The sequence below is a fragment of the Kordia sp. genome, from assembly GCF_050633145.1.
Taxonomy (GTDB): domain Bacteria; phylum Bacteroidota; class Bacteroidia; order Flavobacteriales; family Flavobacteriaceae; genus Kordia.
Genome location: NZ_JBOEFY010000040.1, coordinates 195,572 through 217,339, shown reverse-complemented (window position 1 = coordinate 217,339; position 21,768 = coordinate 195,572). Strand labels below are relative to the sequence as shown.

Genomic DNA, 21,768 nt, shown 5'->3' with positions numbered 1-21,768 from the left:
ATTTACAACCATGAAAAACATAGAAAATAAACTTACCGCAGATTACTGGACACAAAAAGTAAAAAACAGTTCGCCTGTTGCCGAAGAAACATTTGTACCTAAAACTACAGAACGTTTGTTCATCACAAATGAAGAACTTGCTTACTTCCTTAAAATAACCGCTCAAAATCAAATAGCAGAATACACAATATTATTTGCTATTTACAGCGCATTAATAGACAGATATTTTGAAACTTCTGACTTTATCTTTTCTACAAAGCTTGGACAAAACAATATGCCATTGTTATTCCAACAGCCTGAATTAAAGGGGAAAGAATTCAAAGCCTTGTTACAAGAAACAAAATCAGAAATTCAAGAAGTATATAAATACACAAAATTTGGAGAAGACTTCGAATTAAGAAATGCATTTAAAAATTATTCAGCTTTTGGGTTCAACTATGGCGTAACAAACTTTAACCTGCCATTTATGTTGAACGTTGAGAAAGGAAGCAATGGATTTACCATTGGAGTTTCATTCTCAGAAAACTTTACAAAAGATACTATAGCAAACCACTTTGTGCGTAATGTAAGATCGTGGTTGATAAATTTAGAAACAAATATTGCACAAAGAACGGACTTAATTGCTGTAGTATCTGAAGCTGAAGAAGCGTTAATTTTAAATGAATTCAATAATACAGATTTCAACTTTCCGTTAAACGAGACAATTATTGATCTTTTTGAAAGACAAGTTGAAAAAACACCACAAAATACAGCAATCGTATTTGGAGATAGAAGGTTTACGTATGAAGAAGTAAACAGAGAAGCCAATAGATTAGCTCGTTTTTTAATAGAAAACTATAACATCAATACAACAGATTTTATTGGTGTAAAGCTGGAAAGAGATGAAAAACTAGTTATTTCTCTTATTGCAGTATTAAAAACTGGTGCAGCATATGTGCCAATTGACAAAAATTATCCACAAGAACGCATTGAGTACATCGAGAAAGATAGTAATTGCCGACTCGTTATCGATGAAAACTTAGCGTACTTCAACAATAATACAGCGGCTTATGCTGATACAAATCTTGATGTAGTAAAAGATGCTGACGATTTAGCATACATTATATACACATCAGGAACGACAGGAAATCCAAAAGGAGTGATGATTACGCATAGGAATGCTGTGGCAATGATATACTGGGCATTTCAAGAATTTAAAAACACTAACCACGACATTACCTATGCGGTTACATCACATTGTTTTGACCTTTCAGTGTATGAGTTTTTCTATACATTATCAACAGGAAAACACATTCGTGTAATGCAAAACGCCTTAGAAATTGCACAATATGTAGAAGAAGATCAAAACATTTTGATCAATACAGTGCCTTCAAGCATGCGTAATTTATTGGCGAAAGAATGTAGCTTAGACAATGTTGTTGCGATTAACCTTGCGGGAGAACCGTTTCCAGTAGACATTGCAAATACATTATTAGAAACTACCAACGCAGAAGTTCGTAACCTATACGGTCCGTCGGAAGATACTACGTATAGTACATACTATCAATTATCTGAAGGAAATGATTACAGTACAATTCCAGTTGGAAAGCCTTTATTAAATACACAAGCATACATCTTAGATGAAAACTATCAACTAGTTCCAGTTGGAGTAGAAGGTCGTTTATACCTTTCGGGGTTAGGTGTTACAAAAGGATATTTAGGTAGAACTGAATTGACAAACGAAAAATACATTCAAAATCCTTTCAATACATCAGAGCGTATGTATGACACAGGAGATCAAGCAAAATGGATGGCTGATGGAAACATTGCTTTCTTAGGAAGAAAAGATCACCAGGTAAAACTAAGAGGATTCAGAATTGAATTAGAAGAAATAGAAACAGCTATTCAACGTTCATCAGAAGCTATTCAGCAAGTAGTAACGATCGTAAAAACACACTTAAATGAAGAAGTTTTAGTTGGATATTACACAGCTACAGAAAATATAGATAAAGCGGATTTAAGAGCAACGCTAACCTCAAAATTGCCGGGTTACATGGTTCCTAGTTATTTTATAGCGTTGCCTAAAATTCCACTGACACCAAATGGGAAGTTGGACAGAAAAGCGTTACCAGAAATTGACGCTTCTACAGTAGTAAAAGAAAACTTTGTAGCACCAACAAACGAAACGGAAGAAACATTAGTTCGTATTTGGGAAGACATTTTAGGAATTGAAGAAATTGGAATAAAAGATCATTTCTTTGAATTAGGAGGGCACAGTTTAATGATTTCTCAAATGATTAATCGTGTGCACAAGGAAATGGACAAGCGAATTCCATTCAAAATCTTTTACACAAACCCTACGGTAGAAAGCTTATCGCAATCATTATTAGACGAAACGTTTGAAAATATTGCAGCAGCACCAGAAGCAGCAGCGTACGATTTATCGCCATCGCAAACACGTTTTTGGTTGTTACAGAAGATCCAGGGGAAATCGAAAGAATTCAACATTTACAATGCATTCAAAATGCAAGACGATTTAAATCACTCAATGTTCGAAGAAGCATTCAACATTTTTAGAGATCGTCATGAAATATTAAGAACGGTTTTCATTGAAGAAAACGGATTGCCAAAGCAGAAAATCCGAAAATTTGCACCAGTAATCGTACCTTACTATGAAGTGGAAGATGTAGCTACGATCAGAGAAGATATCTTCGATCATGCATTTAGTCTTGACGAGCAACCATTGTACGAAATTGCAGTTGCTAAAGATGCTACAGGAATGTATTTATTCTTTAACATGCACCACATTATTGGTGATGGATGGTCGTTAGAAATTGTCTCAAAAGAATTAATGGACATTTACGATGCATTAATCAACGGAAAAGCACCAAACTTAGCACCGTTAACGGTTCACTATAAAGATTATGCAAACTGGCAAAACCAATTATTAGAAAGCCCAGAATTAAAAGCACAAAAACAATATTGGGAAGAAAAACTTTCAGGAGACATTCCATACATCCAATTACCAACGGATTATGCTCCGAAAGCAAAAACGCCTGAAACTGCATCAGCATTCTATACGGTTCATTTAGATGCTACAATGCAAGGGAAAATCAAGCAATTAACCTCTCAATATAAAGTAAGCGCATTCTCAATATTTGCAGCTTCTTTAAAAGTATTAATCAACAGGTTAACAGCAACTGAAGATGTAGTAGTAGGAATTCCAGCAGCCAACAGAAATCACTATCAATTAAAAGATATGATTGGTTGTTTCTTAAACACGTTGATGTTGAGAGATACGATACGAAAAGAAGCTTCTTTTGAAGAATTTTTACTAGAAGTAAACAACACATTAACAGATGCATTAAGCAATCAAAACTATCCGTTTGAATATGTATTAGAAGATGTAAACGCATCAAAAGATCGCGATCGTTTCCCAATTAGTCCAATATTCTTAAACATGTTAGACTTTGAAGCGAATAGCAATGCTACAATAGAAGACTTTTCGCCAAAAAGCGGATTATTACATACGCCACCAAAGTTTGACTTTGAGTGCTACTTAAAAAGTTTTGCAAACGGATTTGTAATGAACTGTGTATACAACAACGAAATGTTTTCACAAGAAACAATAGCACGTTGGATGGAAGCATACACAAGCATTATCACACAAGTAGTAGAAAATACTGCAATGAACATCAACGAAATTTCAGTATTTGAAAACTATATTGAAACAGAAGCAGAAGCAAGACCAACAAATGACTTTGTAGAATTTAGAGATGAAGACATATTACAAACTATTGTATCACGTTTTGAAAGCCAGGTTAAAACATATCCAAACAATATTGCAGTACATGCAAACGGACGAAACATTACCTACAAACAATTAAACAGCAATGCAAATGCGTTAGCCAATATAATTGTAGAAAACAACACAGGCAATTCCACAAGAGTAGCATTATTACTAAGTCATAATGAAACTTGTGTAACAGGAATGTTAGCGGCATTAAAATCAGGAAACGCGTATGTGCCAATTGATGCAAACAATCCAGTAAACAGAATAGAGTTTATTGTAAATGATGCAGAATGCGATGTATTAATCTGTGATAGAAACACACGTGAAAAAGCATTGGAATTACAAAAGCAAGTTCCAAACTTAAAAGTAATTAAGTACAGAGATTTTGAAAAGTTATCAAACACACCAAACTTAAACATAGAAATAAATCCATTATACGAAGCATACATCTTGTACACTTCAGGATCTACAGGGAAGCCAAAAGGTGTGATTCAAAATCATAGAAACGTATTACACTACATTCGTGTGTACACAAACAATGTGCGAATCTCAGAAAATGACAACTTAAGTGTATTCTCAACCTATACATTTGATGCTTCTGTAAAAGATATTTATGGCGCTATTTTAAACGGTGCAACGGTAAGTATGTTCGCTGTGGCGGAAAAAGGATTAGACAAGTTGGCCAACTGGTTACAAGTACAAAACGTGTCTATCATTCACATGGTGCCAACGGTGTACAGATACTTCATGAGATCACTAGGTGAAAGAGTATTATCTACTGTACGATTGATTGATCTTGGAGGAGAAGCATGTCACAAATCAGACATTACATTATTCAAAAATCATTTTCCAAAACACGCATTCTTGGTAAACGATTACGGACCAACAGAAGCAACCATAGTTTCACAAAAATTCATTTCGCACAAAACGGAAATATTCACCAACAATGTGCCACTTGGAACTTCGGTAACAGAAACAGAAGTATTCTTATTAGATGAAGAAAACCAAGTGCTCGGAATGTATGAAAAAGGTGAAATTACCTTTAAAAGTGATTACTTATCATTAGGATATTTGAATAGAGAAGACCTTACAAACAAAGTATTCATCAACGACACCGATGGAAAACGCATGTATCGTTCGGGAGATATTGGACGCATGCTGCCTACTGGAGAAATTGAATTCTTAGAAAGAAAGGATACGCAAGTAAAACTCAACGGACTACGAATTGAATTGGCAGAAATTGAATTCCAATTAGAAAGAATTTCAGCCATTACAAAATCGGTAGTTGTACTAAAAGAATTGAACGCAAACTTACACATTGCAGCATACATTCAAAAAGAAACTGAAATTTCAAACGATGAAATCTATCAAATTCTAAAAGAACACTTGCCAGCATACATGATGCCATCAGTATTTGTGAGTATGGACGAATTTCCACGTACACGTACAGGGAAAATTGACAGAAAAGCATTGCCTGCATTAGATGCCGCAGATGTAAAACAAACAGAATATATAGCGCCAACAAGCGATGTAGAAAAGCAATTAGTGACATTCTGGTCAGAAACATTACAAATTGCAGGAAGCAGTATTGGAGTACAAGACAACTTCTTTGAACTAGGAGGAAACAGTTTACAAGCCGTAATTCTTGTAAACAAAATAAACCGATTCTTTGAAACATTCTTAACCATTGAATACTTGTATGATACGTTGACAGTAAGTGCTTTAGCTGAACTCATTGAATTCTCAATACAGCAAAAACACATTGACATCATCAACCAAGATGTAGACCAAGACGAATTCATCCTGTAAAACGGAGATCGAAAAAAATCACGAACTCATTAAAAACTAAAGCGTTGAAAAAAACACTCTTACATACCTTAAATTTTCATAATGTTAAATTAAATGTGGTTAACGGTCAGTTAAAAGTCAATGCACCAAAAGGTGCATTGACAACTGATCTTTTAGAGCAGATTAAAAGTAATAAAGACTATTTAATCAATTTACTCACATCTAATAAAAACATTCCAAAAGCAGTCGAACAAGAAAGCTATCCAGTAACGCCAGCACAAAAGCGTTTATGGATTATGAGCAACTTTGATGGAGGAAATCAAGCCTACAACATTACCAATGAATTGGAGCTTACAGGAAATTTCAATACAGAACTTTTCTCAAAAGCATTTCAGTCATTAGTTGCAAAATATGAAAGCTTACGTACCTACTTCAAACAAACTGAAGCAGGTGAGTTACGACAATATATAGCTTCAGTAGAAGCAATGAACACAACTGTTGAAGTTCACGATATTAGTGCGCAACCAACAGGTAAAGCCGAATTAATATCGGCACATTATCAACATACATTCGATTTATCAAAAGCACCTTTATTCAAACTACAAGTAGTAAAAACTGGTGCAGAAAACTTCTTAATACTATTCAACTTACATCACATTATTGGTGATGGTTGGTCGTTAGAATTAATTTCTAAAGAACTAGTAGCAATGTATAACGCATTGGTAAATGGAGAAGCAATCAATACTGAAAACACAGCAATACAATACAAAGATTATGCAGTTTGGTTACAAGAAGACAAACAACAAGAAAAACTAGTAGCTTCAAAAGACTACTGGTTAGAACGTTTTGAAACTGTACCAACATTAGAAATTCCAACTGTAAAAAAGCGTCCTACCATAAAAACATACAATGGCGCAACACTAAGTCATCAGTTTTCAACAGAATTGTACGAAAATGTACAAGCTTACTGTAAAGAACAAGGAATTACAACGTTTATGGCGTTAATGGCGGTAATCAACGGTGTCTTTTACAGATATACCAATGCTTCAGACATTGTATTAGGAACTACAGTTGCAGGAAGAGAGCATCCAGATGTAGAAAATCAAATTGGATTATTCATCAATAGCTTGCCAATTCGTACTACGTTCAATGGAGCTGAAGGTTTCAAAAACTTAGTAAACACACAAAAAGAAACATTAGTTGAGGCATATAAACACCAATCGTATCCTTTTGATGAATTGGTTGCGGAGCTCGACATGAAAATGGAATTATCAAGATCAGCATTGTTTGATGTAATGGTCATTCTACAAAATCAAAAATCTGTCATCAGTAACACGGTGGAAATGGCAGGTAATATTGAACTCACACCGTATAAAAAAGAAAAAAAATACAGTCAGTTCGACATCACATTTTCATTCGTGGAAACGAGCGAAAATTTACAATTAACATTAGAATATAATACAGACATCTATACGGAAGAATTTATACAAAATTTAATTCAACATTTGGATCAATTCATTAAAAATGGAATAGCAGATGACAAGGTACCGCTCTATGCGATTGATTATCTCACATCTGACGAAAAGCAAGAATTGACGAAAGGATTCAATACAACTGATACAGCTTACGACCAATCACAAACGTTAGTTTCACTCTTTCAAAATATGGTTAAAAATGAATCACGTGGAATTGCGCTAGTAGCTGGAGACGTTCGCTATACGTATCAGGAAGTAGATGAAATATCCGATCGTTTGGCAACTTTCTTGCTTGCCGAATACAATGTAAAAACTGGAGATCGCATAGGGATTCAGTTAGAAAGAGATGAATGGTTACCAATATCATTACTCGCTATTTTAAAGACGGGAACCCCTTATGTTCCCGTCGATCCAAATTTTCCTCAAGATCGAAAAGAGTATATCATATCAAACAGCAATTGTGCTTTAATGATCGATGAAACAGTAATAGAAAAATTTAAAAATTATAAAAACGAACCAACCGTACAAAAACCAACCGTACAACCATCAGATACATGTTATGTAATTTACACTTCAGGTTCAACCGGAAAACCAAAAGGAGTAATGTTATCACATCAAAATGTAACATCATTCTTAGCCAACGCAGAAACCACTTTAGGATTTGGCGGAAGCAATAGAGTTGCCGCAACAACCAATGTAGTATTTGACATATCTGTATTAGAAATTTTTGGAGCGCTTTGCAGCGGAAGAACGCTCGTCCTCTTCTCTTATGACGAATTAATGTCTTCGGAATTATTCTTAGAAAAACTAGAAACAGAAGCAATTGAAGTGTTACAACTAACACCATCACGTTTTAGCTTAATAGCTGATCAAATTAGCAAAAGAAACTTTCCAACATTAAAAACTATTTTAATCGGAGGCGAGCCGTTCTCTAAAAGTGTATTCGAAAACAAAAACAAGTACAAAGGAATTCAAGTACTAAATGTCTACGGACCAACAGAAACTACCATATGGAGTACAGTTTCATCTATTCATGAAGCCGATTCTTTACACGTAGGAAAACCATTAGCAAACGAAGAAGTATTCATTCTGTCAGATCATTTACAAGTACAACCAAAATGGCTAACAGGAGAACTTTGTATTAGTGGTGATGGCGTAGCGCAAGGATACTTAAACAGAGAAGAACTCACTGCAGAAAAATTTATTCCGCATCCATACAAAGAAAACGAACGTTTATACAAAACAGGAGATGTTGCCCGCTGGATTGACAACGGAAATATTGAATTATTAGGTAGAAAAGACGATCAAATTAAATGGAATGGATATCGAATTGAATTAGGAGAAATTGAAAGTGCTATTAGACGTTTCACTTCAGTAGAAAATGTAGCAGTATTACTCAATGTAGTAGGAACGCAAAAGCAATTAATCGCATATGTAATTGCTTCAGAAGTAGTAACAGCAAGTGAGTTAAGAGACTTTTTACGCACCATATTGCCGCAATACATGTTGCCATCGCATTATGTACAACTGGAAAAATTGCCGTTAAATGCTAGTGGAAAAATTGATCGCAAAGCATTGCAAAAAATACAACCGCAAGAAGCTGTAGAAGATACTCCGTATGAAGCACCAAGAAACGAACTAGAACGTACGCTTACCACAATATGGGAAACTGCTTTTGAAAGAGATACAATTGGAATTCACCATAACTTTTTCGATTTAGGAGGACACAGTTTACTAGCAATTAAAATTATCTCAGAAATACAAAAACAACTCAATGTACAAGTTGAATTAACCGATTTATTTTTAGAGCCAACCATTGGAAAATTGGCAGAAGAAATAGAAGATAAATCTTGGCAAAGACAAGCCGTACAAGAAGAATTGGTCTCAGACAGAATGACCATATAACACAACACCTTCTGCGCAATAAAACTCAAAAAATACTGCGCACACTATACATTATTCACAAAACAAATTAAAAACAATAACCTATCGGTACTCCATATCGATAGGTTACTAATTTATGTAATAAGAAATCTTATGGAACAACAAAATCATTACTTAAAGTTAAATGTTGCTTTAGAAGCACTTATCGACAGATGGTACGCATGGTCACACTTGGTTTCACCTGCAACAGCAGCGATGAACATCAAAGAAAGACATTTAAAAATTATGCAATCATATATAAAAAGTCCTAAAACGCATGCTGCAGCTGTAAAAAGACCAGAAATGCTAGGTGGACCTTTTATTGATTATGAAGGAGGAAGAGTTAATGAAATCAAAGATTTATATGAAGATACACTTGACAAACGTCAAAACATGCTTGAATTATATGAATCAATTCATGAGCTAAATTCAATGTTGCAAAAAAATGCAATCGGATACACATTAGATCCATTATACAAAGATGTTCCAGAATCATTACAAGGAATGGTAGAATTGTATTATGACTTAAACAACCGACCAAACTTCCGATTTTTTGAATCATTACTTTACAACAGTAAATTTTATGACGAATCAACGCAAACAATCACTTTACAATTGGTAGAAGCTGATGATGCGCGTTCATTTGTATTAAGTACACCACGTTTGGACGATGAAAACCTAATTCATTTAGACTTACGATTCAACAATGAATTGATTGATGAATTATTCAAAATGAAAAGAATACCTGGCAACATTACAGATATCATGCAAAAATTGGCTGTAAAACCAGAACAGCAAGAACTTTTCAAATCATTCTTTACAACAGAAGCACCAAAAAAATATGAAAGATATACTGGAGACGGTGTACGAACACGTTATTTCGGACACGCTTGTGTATTAGTAGAAACAAGTGAAACTTCAATATTAGTAGACCCTGTAATTAGTTATGATGGTTATGAAACTGATGTAAATCGTTATACAATCAATGACTTACCAGAAGAAATTGATTATGTATTAATAACACACAATCACCAAGATCACGTATTGTTAGAAACCTTAATGCAACTACGTCACAGCATTAAAAACATTGTAGTACCATCTTGTGGAAAAGGAGACATTCAAGATCCATCATTAAAGTTAATGTTCAATGCTATCGGTTTTGATAATGTAATTGAATTAGACGATATGGAAACGATCAAGTTAGATCGTTGTACCATTACTGGATTGCCATTTATAGGAGAGCATTCAGACATTGACATTCGTTCAAAACTATGTTTTCACGTAGAACTTCACAACGAGTTCAAAGTACTATTTGCAGCAGATTCTTGTAATGTAGAACCAAAAGTATACCAGCGCATTCACGATGTCGTTGGAGACATAGATATTTTATTCTTAGGAATGGAATGTGATGGTGCTCCACTAAGCTGGTTATACGGACCATTAATGTTTGAAAAATTACCTAGAGAAATGGATCAATCGCGCCGACTAGCTGGTTGCGACTACAAACAAGGAGAAGCCTTAGTAGATATTTTTAATCCTAAAAATGTCTTCGTATACGCTATGGGATTAGAACCATGGCTCGTATTTATTAGCTCAATAAAATACACAGATGAATCAAAACCAATTGTAGAATCAAACAAATTGGTAGACGAATGTCGCAGTCGCGGAATTGACGCAGAGCGACTATTCGGAGAGAAAACTATTGAATATTAAAAAACGCAATTCGCATCAGATAAACACCATGGAAAATATAAAAGAAATACTTCGTAAGCTTAAAAAAGAGCAAGTAAAATTAGTGCTAAATGGAGATAATATTGAAGTTGTATCATACAATAACAAATTGACTCCAGATCAAATCAATCTAATCAAAACCAACAAGTCTGATATTATATCTTACTTAAAAGGAATTGATGGGACTGATGAGGTTGAGCAAATTCCCGCTCTAAAAGAAGCAAACAACTATCGTTTATCTGATGCGCAAAAGCGAATGTGGATTATCTGTCAGTTAGAGTCATCTTCAGTAGCATACAACATGCCATTGCAAATGCCTTTAGATGGTGAATATGACATTAACGTGTTCAAACAAGCAATCGATGCAACTATTGATCGTCACGAAATCTTACGTACCGTATTCAAAGAAGACGAAAACGGAGAAGTAAAACAGTGGATTTTAGATCGTGAAACTTTAGGATTTAAAGTAAATCAATACGAATTGCAAAACGAAAGCAATCCTGAAGCTGTTGCAAAACAAATCATTGAAGACGATACATACAAGCCATTCGATTTAGCTAACGGACCATTAATTCGTGCAAGCATCTTTCAAATAGCAGCCAACAAATACATCTTTTACTACAACATGCATCACATAATTAGTGATGGTTGGTCGTTAAATGTATTGGCAAATGATGTAATGCACTATTATACAAGCTTTACAACTAACACAGCACCAACACTACCAGAACTAAGAGTTCATTACAAAGATTACAGTGCCTGGAGAGAAGCAAAGCAAGAAAAAGGCGTAGATTCAAAAGACAAAACATACTGGACAGAAAAGTTAGGAGGCGAATTAACATTGCTAGATTTACCAAAGCAAAAGCAACGCCCAAAGTATAAAACCAATAACGGAAACAGCTTACAAACCTACCTTTCGGCAGATATAGCTCAACAATTAAATACGTTCAACCAAAAATCGCAAGGAAGTCTATTTATAGGAATCCTTTCTACGTTGAATATATTATTACACAAATACACCAACAAAAAAGACATCATCATTGGTTCGCCAATAGTGGGAAGAGATCATCCAGATTTGCAAAATCAAATTGGTTTCTACGTAAACAGCATTGTATTGCGTAACCAAATAGAAACTGGAAACGAGTTCGCTACTTTCTACAATGATGTAAAAGAAAATGTATACGAAAGTTTCAAGTACAAATCATATCCGTTTGATCGTTTAGTAGAAGACTTAAACGTTCCGTATGATATGAGCAGAACGCCAATATTTGATATCTCACTTACATTACATGAAACTATTCGTGGAGTAGATACAACTACTTGTTTAGACGAAATTACAGAAAGAACAGGAGTCGTAAGTAAAAATGATATCGAATTCCACTTTCAGCAAGTAGGAGATGTTATTTCATTCAAAATCAATTACAATTCAGACCTATATGATGCGGAAACGTTTAAAATGTTCATGAAGCATTTCAAGCAATTAATCGCAAATATTTTAGACAATCCGAATACGCCAATTGATGAATTACACTACTTAAATGATGCAGAGCAACAACAACTAATCTATGATTTCAATGCAATTACTTTAGACTATGATAGCAATGCAACTTTACTAAGCGAATTCAACAAGCAAGTAGAAAGTAAGCCAGATGTACCAGCAGTTGTATTCAACAATACAACGCTTACCTATAAAGAATTAGATGAAGTTTCCAATCAATTAGCACGTTGTTTAGTAGAAGAATATGATGTGAAAAAAGGTGATTTTGTTGGAATTCACTTAGACAGAAGCGAAATGGTATTGGTTTCCATGATGGGAATCTTAAAAGCTGGCGCGGCGTATGTACCAATTGATCCAACATATCCAGAAGATCGCAAAGACTACATGATGTCTGACTCAAACATTTCGTTACTCATCAGTAGTACGAATTACATGTTTGATTTAGATTTCTTTGATGGAACCGTATTTTCTGTTGATGTAGAATTTGAAGCAGAAACATTCAGTACAGAAGCTTTAAACATTGATGTACAACCAACAGACGGCGCGTATATCATTTACACATCAGGATCTACAGGAAAACCAAAAGGAGTATTAGTTCCGCACAAAGGAATTGTAAATACGGCATTGGCATGTATCAACTCAATGTACTATGGCGAATGTAAAAAAAGCTTACAATTTGCTTCCTTTTCATTTGATGCATCTGCGTTTGAAACGTTTAATGCGTTGCTTGCAGGTTCAAGTTTGTACATCGCTGATGAAAGAGAGCGTAAAACACCTGAATTTTTAACAGCATTCATAGAAGAAAATGCGATTGAATCGGCTACGTTGCCACCATCGTATTTCAAATTTATGGATACGGACAAATTAAAAAGTTTAAAAGTACTCATCACAGCAGGAGAGCCACCAGTATTAGAACAAGTAAAAAAGTTTTTAGCAAACGGAGGTATCTTTTTCAATGCTTATGGACCAACGGAAACAAGTGTATGTAGTTCTGCATACAAAATGACTTCAGAAAATAGTACAGATGGCATCATTCCAATTGGATTTCCAATTCCAAATGCGCAAATGTATGTATTGGATGAAAACGACAACTTAGTCGCGCCAGGAATCATTGGAGAAATTTGTATTGGTGGATTAGGTTTAGCAGATGGGTATTTAAACAGAGAGGAACTAACTGCGGAAAAATTCATTGAAAATCCTTTCAGAACAGGAGAAAGACTCTACAAAACAGGAGACTTAGGAATCTTATTACCAAATGGAACCATTGAATTTCAAGGCCGTAAAGACGATCAGGTAAAAATAAGAGGTCACCGAATTGAATTAGGAGAAATCAGTGCAAAGCTAGAAGCAAAAGAAGATATAGAAGAAGTAGTATTATTAATAAATGAATCAGAAGATGAAAAATTATTGGCAGCTTACATCGTCGCGACCAAAACGCAAAGGATCTCAGAATTACGTCAGTACTTACTCAAAAGTTTGCCGGAATACATGGTGCCAAACCACTTCATCCAAGTCGATTCAATTCCATTAACAGTAAATGGTAAAGTAGATAAGAAAACCTTACGAACACTTGGTGTAGACAAGGTAACTGACGAAAAAGAATATGTAGCACCAAGAAATGAAGTTGAAAAAAGAATCTCAGAAATTTGGGCACAAAGTCTAAAAGTAGACCAAATAAGTGTAGAAGATGATTTCTTCTTATTAGGAGGACAAAGTTTAAAAGCAACCTCATTAATAAGTGTGTACGAACGTGAATTTCAAGTGCGTATCAGCTTAAAGCAATTATTTGAAAACACAACTTTAGAAGGACATGCAAAACTAATTGAAAACGGTAGAGAAGAAGCATTTACAAGTATTCCAGCTATAGCTGAAGCTGAATGTTATGAAATCTCAGATGCACAACGCAGATTATGGGTATTAAGTAGATTTGATGGCGCTTCGGTAGCATACAACATTCCTTTCTCTATGGAATTAGAGATTGAAGATGTAGCAACATTCAAAAAAGCAATCTTTACTGCAATAGATCGCCATGAAATATTGCGCACCATCTTCAAAAAAGATAACACAGGTGAAGTAAAACAATGGATTTTACCTTCAAACGAAATCAACTTCAACATCAACTCAGTAGATTTCAGAACAAACGAAAATCAAGAAGAAGCTGTAAAAGCATACATGACACAAGACGCGTATGAGCCTTTCAATTTAGAAAATGGACCATTAATGCGTGCAAGCTTATTGCAAGTATCCAATTCAAAATATGTATTCTATTGCAATATGCATCATATCATTAGTGATGGTTGGTCAATGGAAGTATTAATGAAAGATGTAAACAGTTATTACAATACTTTAATAGGAGGATTGGCAATATCGCAAGAAGCCTTAAAAATTCAGTACAAAGACTATGCAGCTTGGAATTTAGACCAAATCACAAACGAGGCTTATTCAAAAGAAAGAAAATACTGGAAAAACAAATTGCAAGGAACCATTCCTTCAATTGATTTACCATCACAAAAGCAACGTCCGCAAATAAAAACGTACAATGGTAGAACGCTAAAAACAAAGATCAATGCAACTACCACAACGGCTATTCGTAACTTCATCAAAGAAAATGGAGGAAGTTTATTTACGTTTGCTTTGGCAGGATTTAACGCAATGATTCACAGATACACAGGTGAAAAAGATATTACGATTGGAACACCTGTAGCTGGAAGAAATCATGCAGATTTACAAAATCAAATCGGATTCTATGTAAACACATTAGCATTAAGAAACTCAATAGCTTCGGAAGAAGATTTCTCAACATTTTACAACAGAGTTAAAACGGATACAATAACCGATTTAGACAATCAAATGTATCCTTTTGATCGTTTAGTGGAAGACTTAGAAAGTACAATTGATACATCGAGAAACGCCATTTTTGACATCATGTTGATCGTTCAAAATATTGGCGATATCAAACAAGAAAATGTTGATTCACAGGAAAATGCAGCTATAATTCAAGACTTAGGAGTTACTAGAGCAAAATTTGATGTATCACTTACGTTGGAAGAACGTGCCGATACAATTGAAATGCATGTAACATTCAATACAGACGTATACGAACAAGAATTAATAGCACAATTTGCAACGCATTTTACTCAAATGCTTGCTGAGGTAACTGCAACACCAAGTTTACCAATAGGAGAATTTAACTATTTACTTGAAGAAGATACTGAACAGTTAGCAGCTTTCAATGAAACAAATGTTGACTACCCAAGATGGGAAAATGTAGTAGACTTATTTACAAAACAAGCACAGAAAAACCCTGATAAACCAGCAATAATATTTGATGGATATGCATTGACATACAAAGAACTGGATGAAAAATCAACGCGATTAGCAAATTATATCAGAACCTTATCATTAGAAAACAAACTCATTCCAATATGTGTCGATCGTTCTTTTGAAATGCTAATCGGAATATGGGCAATCTTAAAATCAGGAAATGCGTATGTGCCAATTGATCCAGAATATCCACAAAACAGAATTGACTATATCTTAAACGATACGCAGGCAAACTTTGTATTTACAAATGCAGCTAGTAGCAAAATATCTTTTAAAAATGTAGAAAAAGTTGATATGGACAGCTTTGCGTACGATGTGTATAGCAAAGAACCATTAGACATTTGTGTTACAGGAAACACATTAGCATACTGTATTTACACATCTGGAACTACAGGAAATCCAAAAGGCGTATTAAATGCACATGCAGGATTAATGAACCGTGTATTTTGGATGCGTGATGAGCTTAATGTCAATGAAAACTCAGTCCTATTACACAAAACTCCGTATGTATTCGATGTTTCTGTGTGGGAATTAACAATGCCATTCATTACTGGTAGTAGCTTAGTAATTGCACGTCCAGGCGGACACATGGATCCAGCGTATTTACAAAATACAATTCAAGAACAAAACGTATCATTAGTACACTTTGTTCCATCCATGTTAAACATCTTCATAGATGTAGCGAAGGCTGAAAAATTAGAAAACTTACAATACATAGTATGTAGTGGAGAAGCTCTATCATCGCCAACGGCAGAAAAAACAAAAGCACTGCTTCCAAATGTAGAACTGTTTAACTATTACGGACCTACAGAAGCTGCTATTGATGTAACATCTATAAACCTAACAGACGTAAACACTGCGGAAGTTGGTGTTAGTATCGGAAAACCAGTAGCAAACACACAATTATATGTTGTAAATAACAACATGAATTTACAACCAGTTGGTGTTGTGGGAGAATTGTTAATTGGAGGAATTCAAGTTGCAAAAGGATATGTAAACAAAACATTGCTTACCGCAGAAAAATTTATCAAAAATCCATTTAAAGCGGAAGGAAACGTTTACAAAACGGGCGATTTAGTTCGCTGGTTGCCAAACGGAACTATTGAATTCATTGGAAGAAAAGACAATCAAGTCAAAATAAGAGGAAATCGTATAGAACTTGGAGCTGTTGAAAATCAATTATTACGAAAAGACAGTATCCAAGAAGCAGTTGTCAATGTATACACAGATGCTAAACAAGAAAAACAATTAGTAGCGTATGTTGTGTCAAACACAGAAGAAAACATTTCGGATGTACGAACACATTTGGCAGCAAGTCTTCCATTATACATGTTACCAGAAGCATTTGTTCAACTAGATGCAATGCCATTAACCGTTAACGGGAAAGTAAACAGAAAAGCGTTACCAGATCCAAACGGAAACAGCTTACAAGTAACAACTGTATACGAAGCGCCAACCAATGAAATGCAATCGACTTTAGTCATGCTAATTGCAGACGAACTAAGTAGAGAACTAGACACCATTGGAATAGCAGATAACTTCTTTGACTTAGGAATCAATTCCATGAAACTGCTAAGAATCTTAGAATTCTTCAACACAAAATACAACTTAACTGTAAAGCCAGTTGCAATGTTTCAATATCCAAACATCAAAAGCTTTGTAGACAGTTTGGACAATGCAAAACAAACAACGCAAGTTGTAGCAAAAGAAGAAGAAAACCTATCGGAAGCAGTAGATGAACTTATAGATTTACTATAAGACGAAACACACACATTTAATAAAACTAAAATAATCCCTGTCGCATTGAAACACATACGACAGGGATTGTATTAACAGCATACATTCTCATGAAAAAAGAAATCAGAAAAAAAGATATCGCCATTGTTGGATTTGCAGGTAGATTTCACGGCTCGAAAGATGTTCGTGAATTCTGGGAAAATCTTGTGCAAGGAAAAGAACTTTTACATCGTTTTGATGAAGAAGAACTCATTGCAAAAGGTATTGACAAAGGAACACTAAACAATCCAGATTATGTTCCAGTACAATCTATTGTGGACAAAGCAGAAAGTTTTGATTATGCATTTTTCGGATACACAAAGCATGAAGCAAATGCAATGGATCCACAAACGCGTTTAATGCACGAACTTGTTTGGACAGCTTTAGAAGATGCAGGATGTAACCCAGATACCTACACAGGTAAAGTCGGTTCTTTTCTATCAGCTTCAGAACATACAAACTGGTTAGCGCACTCAGCAACTTCTGCTTCAGATGCGGTAAATCCATTTTTTCTATCGCAATTGCGTAACAAAGATTTTATCAGTTCTTTAATTTCATACAGTTTAAACTTAAAAGGACCTAGTTATCATACAGCAACAGCATGTTCTAGCTCATTGGTTTCTACACACATTGCATGTAGAAGTTTATTACTAAGAGAATGTTCGGTAGCATTAGCTGGTGGTGTAAGTTTAGTAACCGATACCAATACTGGATACTTATACGAAGAAGGAATGATTGTGGCAAAAGATGGACACTGTCGTACATTTGACGAACAATCTTCTGGATGTATCAAAGGAAATGGAGGCGCAGTCGTAGTCTTAAAACGTATGGAAGATGCCATTCGTGACAAAGATCATGTATATGCCGTAATTCGTGGTACAGCAACTAACAACGATGGAAAAGAAAAAGCAGGATACACAGCACCTAGTGTTGATGGACAAGCTAACTGTATCAAACTAGCACAAAAATTTGGAAACGTTCCGCACGATTCTATCTCATACATAGAAGCACACGGAACTGCAACACGTTTAGGAGATCCGATAGAAATTTCGGCACTAAATCAAGCCTTTGAAAATGATACAAATCATACCTGTGCTATTGGTTCTTTAAAATCAAACCTAGGACACTTAGATGTTGCGGCAGGAGTTGCAGGATTAATGAAAGCTTCATTAGCCTTAAAAAACAAGCAAATTCCAGCTTCTTTACACTTTACAACACCAAATCCTTTAATTGATTTTGACGCAGGACCATTCAAAGTAAATACAGCGCTTACCAATTGGAAACGTGCCGAAGATCAGCCATTACGTGCTGGTGTAAGTAGTTTTGGAATTGGAGGAACAAACGCACATGCTGTTATAGAAGAATTTCAACCAGAAATGACTTCTAATTCAGAAAAGTCATTCCAACTATATCCAATGTCGGCAAAAAGTGAAACGGCGTTGGAAAACTATCAAAATGAATTCAAAGCATTTGTACAAAATACAAAAGACAATGCAGCAGATGTAGCATATACACTAGCAACAGGGAGAAAAGAATTCACAAACAGATCATTCGTACTGTCTGATACCGTTGCCGGAACAATAGCTCATGAAGCAAATGAAATTCAATTTGCAATCGAAAATCCAAATGTGGTTTTCATGTTTCCAGGACAAGGAAATCAGTATATAGAAATGCTGAAAGATGTATACGAAAAAGAAACATTTATAAAAGAAATTATTGATAACGGATTTGAAACACTTCAAAAATTAACTGGAGAAGATTACAAAGAAATTATTGGATATACAGAAACAAGCAATCGTGATTTAATCAACGATACAAAATATACTCAACCAATTTTATTCTTAATAGAATATGCACTAGCAAAATACTTAATGCACATTGGAGTGCAGCCAAGTAAAATGATTGGGCACAGCTTAGGAGAATATGCAGCAGCTTGTATTGCAGGTGTATTTTCTTTTGAAGATGGATTGAAAATTTTAGTAAAAAGAGCTGAGTTAATGAATGAAGTGGAAGCAGGAACGATGCTAGCACTTGGCGTTTCTGTAGAAGAAATTAAATCATTACTCACAGATGGAATTGATGTAGCAGCCATCAACACTAATAGCACTTGTGTTGTTTCTGGAGATGACAATCACATCAACATCTTTAAAGAAATATTAGAAGATCGCGAAATTCCTTTCTCAGTATTAAAAACATCACATGCATTCCATTCATATATGATGGAAAGTATGTTAGAAACATTTGAAAGTGAATTACAAAAAATAAACTTACAAGCACCAAGCATTCCGTTCATTTCGAACTTAACAGGAAAAGAAATTACAGCGGAAGAAGCTACTTCGCCAACATATTGGTCAAGTCATTTAAGACAAACAGTTAAATTTTCGGAAGGACTAGCAGCCATTCAAGCAACAAACGAAACTGTATTTGTGGAGGTTGGACCAGGAAAATCAATGCGTTCTTTCTGTAAGCAAAACCCAGAAACAAGAGAAAATGTTACCGTTGGTTTAGTACGTCATATAAAAGAACAACAAAAAGATACATTCGCACTCACAAAAGCAATCGGATTGCTTTGGGCAAACGGAGTGCAAATTGATTGGGAACGTTACTACGAAAACGAAACACGTTGCAAAGTATCAGTACCAACGTATCAATTTGATTACTATGCATTAGACTTTACAGTAGATCCTTTCTCAGATATTTTCCTAAAAGGACTTTCTGAAAAAGCAGTACAACCTTTTGAAAATTGGTTCTATCACCGAAACTGGAAAAAATCAGTCTTAGCGAAAGAAACAAAATTTGACATACAAGATGGAGTTGTATTATTCTCTGAGAAAAACGCGCTATCACGTGTACTTAAAAACAATCTAATTGAAGAAAAACAACGTGTTTTTGAAGTATTTAGAGGAAAACGATTTGAGAACTTCGAAAAATTACAATTCGGAATCTTACAAGAAGAGGAAGCAGATTACATGCAACTCTTTAACACTTTAGCTGTTCAAAACATTTCATGTGGACACATCGTATACAATTGGAGTTTTGAAGGAGATACGCAAGAAGACATTACAGAAGCATTTTTGCCATTACTAAATATTTGTAAAGCGCTAGCTAACTATAAAACAGATGTAAAAAAGAAACTAACAATCATAACCAACTTTGGAAATGATATTTTGGGCACTGAGCAACAAAACATCCTAGCAACTACGGTAGCAACAATAGGAAATATACTTGCACAAGAAAGCGCCACTATTTTTACACAAACAATTGATATTGTTATTGATGAAACGCATCCTGATGATTTGCGTGTAATTTGTGATGAACTCAATTACAATACAAGTAGCAATGTTGCTTACAGAAACAATCAACGTTGGGTAGATTTCTATGAAAATCTTCAAGTAGTTGAAAAACCAAAAACAACAATTGAAGCCGAAAAAGTATATTTAATTACTGGCGGACTTGGCTTTTTGGGAAGAACGCTCGCATTGCACCTCTTAAAAAATTACAATGCAAAAGTTGTACTCACAGGACGACAAAAATTACCAGAAGCAACACTTTGGGATACGTTCGATACCAGTAAAGATACTGCTGAAGCAAAAAAAGTAAGCATTTTAAAAGAACTCAAAAACGAAAGTGAAACAGTTTACTACTATCCATTAAACCTAACAGATGGTGAAAAAATGATGGAGACTATTGCTGCAATAGAAGCAGAAGTAGGAACAATTTCGGGTATAATTCACGCTGCAGGAAACATTGATAAGCAAACATTCAAATTCATTGAAAACATTGATGAAGAAAGTGTTCAGGCACAATTTGATCCAAAAATTCAAGGAACCATCAATCTTGCAAAAGCCTTTGAAAACAAATCAGTAGACTTTGTTTGGGTAGCATCGAGTTTGGCTTCTGTCTTAGGCGGATTATCGTACGGAGCATATGCAACAGCCAACCGATTTATTGATGCCTTTGTACAAGAACAGAAAAACTGGCTTGCGGTAAATCTTGATGGACTCGGAAAAGGTGCTATGGAAGACTATCAAATAGTTGATGTCTTTGAGCAAACATTACACTACAAATTCTTAAAACAATGTGTAGTATCAATGAAAAATCCGAATGCTGTAATTGAAGCTCAAAATCAACCAGCAGCCACTGAGGAAGAAAACAATTCGGAAGGCAAAGTCACATCGCGAAAAGCAAATTATGAAGCACCGCAAACTGACACAGAAAAAAGTTTAGCAAAAATATGGGAGAATTTCTTCGGATACGATCAAATAAGTGTCACTGAGAATTTCTTTGAACTTGGAGGAGATTCCTTAAAAGCAATGACGCTCATTAAGAGAATTCAAAAACACTATAAAATTGAAATAAGTCTGCTCGACTTTTTTGCCAAACCAAGCATACAAGAATTATCAGGTGAAATAGACATTACACTTCAAATAAGTGCACCTAGTACAGAAAACGAAAAAAGAACCAACGTAATTAAAATATAA

General features: G+C 34.9%; 5 protein-coding genes. All 5 read left to right on the top strand.

The genetic code is table 11. From position 1 onward, the window contains the following. The first annotated feature begins 10 nt into the window (after window positions 1-10). The 5 genes from ACRBBL_RS18815 to ACRBBL_RS18795 all read left to right on the top strand — a co-directional run bounded on the left by ACRBBL_RS18815 (window position 11) and on the right by ACRBBL_RS18795 (window position 21,768). Entirely contained in the window at window positions 11-5,581 is a 5,571-nt protein-coding gene (locus ACRBBL_RS18815) for an amino acid adenylation domain-containing protein (RefSeq protein WP_431370629.1), read from the top strand. Window positions 5,582-5,625: 44 nt separating this feature from the next. Further along, window positions 5,626-8,940: an amino acid adenylation domain-containing protein gene (locus ACRBBL_RS18810; RefSeq protein WP_431370628.1), complete on the top strand. Its 3,315-nt coding sequence runs from the start codon at window positions 5,626-5,628 to the stop codon at window positions 8,938-8,940. Window positions 8,941-9,072: 132 nt separating this feature from the next. Next, the gene (locus ACRBBL_RS18805) at window positions 9,073-10,671 is read left to right on the top strand and encodes an MBL fold metallo-hydrolase (RefSeq protein ID WP_431370627.1); all 1,599 of its coding nucleotides are present in this window, start codon (window positions 9,073-9,075) and stop codon (window positions 10,669-10,671) included. A gap of 28 nt (window positions 10,672-10,699) precedes the next feature. After that, on the top strand, window positions 10,700-17,269 hold the full coding sequence (locus ACRBBL_RS18800) for an amino acid adenylation domain-containing protein (protein ID WP_431370626.1): 6,570 nt from the start codon (window positions 10,700-10,702) through the stop codon (window positions 17,267-17,269). A gap of 89 nt (window positions 17,270-17,358) precedes the next feature. Next, a complete protein-coding gene (locus ACRBBL_RS18795; protein ID WP_431370625.1) occupies window positions 17,359-21,768 on the top strand; it encodes an SDR family NAD(P)-dependent oxidoreductase in 4,410 nt (1,469 codons plus the stop codon).